Annotated in this window: 3 protein-coding genes and 1 pseudogene; 2 read left to right on the forward strand and 2 right to left on the reverse strand. The window is 77.5% G+C overall.

Annotation, left to right across the window (positions count from 1 at the left end):
- Nucleotides 1-508: pseudogene (locus KBX39_RS22565) on the forward strand (sphingosine kinase); the annotation flags it as partial.
- Here the strand turns inward: KBX39_RS22565 and KBX39_RS22570 are convergent.
- Both KBX39_RS22570 and KBX39_RS22580 read right to left on the reverse strand, forming a co-directional pair.
- Nucleotides 471-1,427, reverse strand: coding sequence for a DMT family transporter (locus KBX39_RS22570; protein ID WP_113973677.1), 957 nt, complete (start codon nucleotides 1,425-1,427; stop codon nucleotides 471-473). The pseudogene KBX39_RS22565 and the gene KBX39_RS22570 sit on opposite strands and share 38 nt — an antisense overlap.
- A gap of 57 nt (nucleotides 1,428-1,484) precedes the next feature.
- The gene (locus KBX39_RS22580) at nucleotides 1,485-4,076 is read right to left on the reverse strand and encodes a S8 family serine peptidase (RefSeq protein ID WP_247660464.1); all 2,592 of its coding nucleotides are present in this window, start codon (nucleotides 4,074-4,076) and stop codon (nucleotides 1,485-1,487) included.
- Nucleotides 4,077-4,144: 68 nt separating this feature from the next.
- On the opposite strand from KBX39_RS22580, the gene KBX39_RS22585 reads away from it, so the two are divergent.
- A partial coding sequence (locus KBX39_RS22585) for an FAD-dependent oxidoreductase (RefSeq protein ID WP_210872392.1) occupies nucleotides 4,145-5,091 on the forward strand: 947 nt, incomplete at its 3' end.

Below are 5,091 nucleotides of genomic sequence, written 5' to 3' on the forward strand. Positions count from 1 at the left end.
GTCCCGGCCCGGCGAGGCCGACCGCTGGTTCGGCGCGGTGCTCGCGGCGGGCTTCGACGCGATCGTCAACTAACGCGCCAACCCGATGCGCTGGCCGCGCGGCCCGCGCCGGTACGACCTGGCGATAGTGGTCGCGCTGGCCCGGCTGCGGCCACGCCGCTACCGGCTGGTTCTCGACGGGGTGGCGCAGGAGGTCGACGCGGTGCTGGTCGCGGTGGGAAACACGGCCAGCTACGGCGGCGGCATGCGGATCTGCCCGGACGCCGACCCGCACGACGGCCTGCTGGACGTGGTGGTGGGCGGGCGGTTCGACAGGCGCACGCTGATGCGGGTCAAGCCGCAGATCTACCGGGGCACCCATGTCACGCACCCGCTGGCGCGCGTCTACCGGGCGCGGACGGTGGAGCTGGCCGCCGAGGGGATCACCTCGTACGCCGACGGGGAACGCTCCCTCGACCTGCCGGTGACCGTCACGGCCGTGCCGGCGGCGCTGCGGCTGCTGCGCTGACCGCCGCCACGCCCTCGGCGTCCGGTGGGCCGGGAACGGGCGGCGGCGCGGTGGACGGGGCGGCGGCGCGGACCGCGCCGGCGCTCGCGGCGACCACCAGCCCGATCGCGAGCACCTCGACCGGGTGCAGCGCCTGGCCGAGCACCAGCCAGCCGGCCACCGCGGCGATCGCCGGGCCGAGGCTCATCATGACCGCGAACGTCGCGGTGGGCAGCCGCCGCAGCGCCGCCAGCTCCAGGCTGTACGGCAGCACGGAGGCGAGCAGCGCCAGCCCGGTACCGAGCCCCAGCACCACCGGGTCGGCGAGGCGGCCGCCGCCGTCGGCCAGCCCGAACGGCAGCGTGAGCGCAGCGGCGAAGGTCAGCGAGAGGGCCAACCCGTCGGCGCCTGGGAACCGCGCGCCGATCCGCGCCGAGCAGACGATGTACGCGGCCCACATCGCGCCCGCCGTCAGCGCCAGCGCCGCGCCGACCGGGTCGAGCCGGTCGAACCCGCCCTGCCCGAGCAGCGCCACCCCGCCCAGCGCCAGCGCGGCCCAGAACCAGGCCGCCGCCCGGCGCGCGCCGAACACCGACAGCGCCAGCGGGCCGAGCACCTCCAGCGTCACCGCCGGACCGAGCGGGATCCGCTCGATCGCCTGGTAGAAGATCGAGTTCATGCCGGCCAGGGCCAGCCCGAACGCGACCACTGCGACCCAGTCCCGGCGCCCGTACCCGCGCACCCGGGGGCGGCACACCACGAGCATCACCAGCGCGCCGATGGTCAGCCGCAGCGTCACCGCCCCGGCCACCCCGGTACGCGGGAACAGCAGCGCCGCCAGCGCGGAGCCGAACTGCACCGACAGCGCCCCGCCGAGCACCAGCGCGACGCCGCCGAGCCGGCCCGGCGCACGCGGCGGCAAGGGGTGGACACCGGTCATGCCCCTGACCGTAGCCGGTGCGCCGGGACGGGTTCGCGCCGCTGGCGGGGTGTGCGCTCAGCCGACCCCGGCCAGGTCGAGCACCGCGCCGAGCCCGTTCGGGCGGCCGGCGTCGGCGCACGGCAGCACCAGCACCCCGCACCCGGCCGCGACCGCGCCCGCGTCGGCCGGGGTATCGCCCACCATGAGCGTGCGCTCCGGGTCGACGCCGAGCATCCCGCAGGCGCGCAGGAAGATGCCCGGGTCCGGCTTGCAGCGCCCCACCTCGTACGACAGCGCGTACGCGTCGACCAGCCCGGCGCCGGAGACGTCCCGCGGTCCGCCGCAGGCCTCGGCGGGCCGCGGGACCGGCTGCGCGGTGTCGCGCAGGATGGCCCGGGTCCGTTCCACGTCCCCGACCAGCGCGGGGTTCGCCGACCACATCAGCGCCACCACGCCCGCCACCTGCGGCGTGGCCATCGAGGTGCCGTCCAGCGTCGCGTACCCGCCGCCGGGCATCGCGGAGAGCACAGCCGCGCCCGGGGCGACCAGGTCCGGCTTGGCCACCCCGTCCGGCGCGGGACCACGGCTGGAGAAGTCGGTGACGCGGCGCTGCCGGTCCACCGCCCCGACGGTCAGCACGTCCGGGTACGGCGCCGGCGGGTCCACGATCGAGCCGCAGGACGGGCCGGTGTTGCCTGCGGCGGCCACCACCAGGATGCCGGCCGCGGTCAGCGCCGCGGTCGCCGGGCGCAGCGCCCCCGGATCGCAGCCCTCCAGCGGCGGGCAGCCCCACGAGTTGGTGAGCACGTCCGGGGCGCGCGCCGGACGGCCGTCGGTCAGCGGGTTCCCGCCCGGCGGGAACGGGGCCAGCATGAACTGGAGACAGTCGAGGTAGCGTGCCGGGCTGCCCAGGTTGCGGTCCAGGTTGACGCAGCCGACCCAGCTCGCGCCGGGCGCCACGCCGATGCCGTCCCGGCCCACCGCGCTGCCCAGCGTGTGGGTGCCGTGGCCACCCCGGTCGGCCGGGGCGCGGCGGTCCTCCCACGGGTCGTACCAGGAGTCGTCGCCACCCCGGAAGCCGCCGGCGAGCGCCGGGTGCCGGCCGTCCACTCCGGAGTCGGAGCTGCCCACCACCACGCCGGAGCCGGTGACGCCCAGCTCCGACCAGACCCGGTCCGCCCCGATCAGCGAGATGTTCCAGGCCGGTCCGGTCGGCGCCGGGGCGTCGCCGCGCGCCGTCGGGGCGAGCGCGGGCAGCGGACGCAGCCGCTGGCTGACCAGCACCCGGGCCACCTCGGGCCGGCCGGACAGCCAGGCCCGCACCGCCGGGCCGCCGTCCGTCTCGATCGCGTTGACCAGGTAGTACGGTGTCGGCTTCAGCCGCATGTCGGTCAGCATGCGGCGCAGGTCGCGCTGGGTGCGGTCGGCGGTGGCGACCAGCCGCCGGTAGACCTCGGTCGCCCGGGCGTCCCGCCCGGCCCGTCCCGGCGTCCCGGCCGGCAACCCGGTCAGGTCGGCCTGCTCGCGCAGCACCACGAGCAGCCGCTCGCCGTGCAGACCCGGCTGGCCGGGGACCACGTACACCACGGCGACGGCGACGAGCAGCGCGGCGGCGGCGAGCGCGGCCGGACCGCGCCGGGGCGCGCGGGCGGGGGACCGGGCGAGCAGCACGCCGTACCCGAGGGCGAGCAGGACCGCGACGGCGAACGCGACGCCGGTGCCCACGGCGACCCAGAACGGCGTGTCCCGGGTGGTGGCGAGCAGGAGGGTGATCTCGTCCGGGTCGGTGAAGGCCAGCGGCCCCAGCAGCGCCAGCCCGATCAGCCAGCGCACCGGCGCCGGTCCGGCCGGGCGGCGCGAGTGCCGGGCCGCCGCCTCCAGCGCGGCCAGCACGAAACCGAGCGGCGGCAGCAGGAACAGCGCCGGCAGTTGTACGCCGGACTGCCCGGCGGCGGCCGCGAGCGGCGTCAACGCGACGCCCGCGACCAGGCCGCCGACCAGCACCAACCGGGCCGGACCCGGCCCGAACGCGGCCCAGAACCGGGCGCCGAGCAGCGCCCCGGCGAGCGTGCCGAGCGCGGCGGCGGCCAACCCGGCGAGCACCGTCTCCAGCGCCCCGCCCAGCGCGCCCACCCACGCCCAGGGCAGCAGCGACGCCAGCCCGGCCGCGACCGCCAGCAGCGGCACCGTCCCGAAGCGGCCCTCCGGGACCGCGTCCACGGCGGCGGGCGGACGCACGCGGGCCAGCCGGGCGGCGACGAACGCGAGCACCGCGGCGGTCACCGCCAGCGCGGCCAGGTACGCCTCGTGGTGCACCGGCGGCACCGTCCGCAGCAGCGTCGTCGCGCCCAGCGCGACCACGGCGGCGGTCCAGGCGCGGCCGGTCGCCCGCAGCGCGGGGGAGCGGGGCGCCAGCGCCAGCGCCAGCGAGGGCGCCCCGGCCAGCAGCACGGTGACCACCGCCACCACCGGCCAGACCGCCACCGCCCGGCCCAGGCCCATGACCAGCATGACCTGCTCGACGAGCCAGCCGCCGACCTGACCCGGAACGGTCACCAGCACGACCCAGAACCCGGTGAGCACGGCCGCGACGACCGGCCACGGCCCGGTCTCACGCGGTGGCGGCGGCGGTACGGGCGCGAACGGCGGGCCGGTCAGCATGGTCATCACGGTACGGCCGGGCCGTGTCGCCGCGCGCCCCGGACGGTTACCGTGGACGGGTGCGCGACCCCAACGTGTCCCGATCCGTGGCCGGCCAGCTCTCCGCCGAGCGCCGCGCCGACGACCTGCGCCGCCTTCGGGCCGAGCGGTTCGACGTCCTGGTCATCGGCGGCGGGGTGACCGGAGCGGGCGCCGCGCTCGACGCCGCGTCCCGCGGGCTGAAGGTCGCCCTGGTGGAGGCGCGCGACTACGCCGCCGGCACCTCCAGCCGGTCCAGCAAGCTGATCCACGGCGGCCTGCGCTACCTGGAGCAGCTGGAGTTCCACCTGGTCCACGAGGCGCTGACCGAACGCGGACTGCTCGCCACCCGGCTCGCCCCGCACCTGGTCCGTCCGGTGCCGATCCTGGTTCCGCTGCCCGCCGAGGGCGGCGCGCGGGACCTGCCCCGGCGGTTCTTCCGCCGCTCCTACTACGGGCTCGGCGTGGCCGCGTACGACGCGTTCGCCGGGGTGTTCGGCGGCGGGCGGGGGATGCCGCTGCACCGGCACCTGAGCCGCGAGGGCACGCGCCGGATCTTCCCGAGCCTGCGTCCGGACAAGCTGGCCGGCGCGATCCGCTACTACGACGGTCAGGTCGACGACGCCCGTCTCGTGGTGACGCTGGCGCGTACCGCGGCGAGCCTCGGCGCGACGGTGGTGACCAGCGCCCGCGCGGTCGGCCTGACCCGCCAGGCCCGCGAGGTCACCGGCGTGCGGGTACGCGACCTGGAGGCGCCGGCCGGCTCGCCGGACGCCGAGTTCGAGGTACGCGCGCGCACCGTGATCGCCGCCACCGGCGTGTGGAGCGACGACATGTCGCGGATGCTCAACGACGTCGGGCTCCGCCCGAAGCTGCGGGTCCGGGCCTCCAAGGGAGTGCACCTGGTGGTGCCCCGCTCGGCGATCGTCGGCGAGACCGGCCTGATCCTGCGTACCGCCACGAGCGTGCTCTTCGTGATCCCCTGGGGCGGGCACTGGATCAT

Source organism: Micromonospora sp. D75 (genome assembly GCF_018070405.1).
Classification (GTDB): Bacteria; Actinomycetota; Actinomycetes; order Mycobacteriales; family Micromonosporaceae; genus Micromonospora; species Micromonospora chalcea.

Coding starts and splice junctions, on each gene's coding strand:
- KBX39_RS22570 (WP_113973677.1), bottom strand. CDS start 1,427: ATGACCGGTGTCCACCCCTTGCCGCCGCGTGCGCCGGGCCGGCTCGGC.
- KBX39_RS22580 (WP_247660464.1), bottom strand. CDS start 4,076: ATGACCATGCTGACCGGCCCGCCGTTCGCGCCCGTACCGCCGCCGCCA.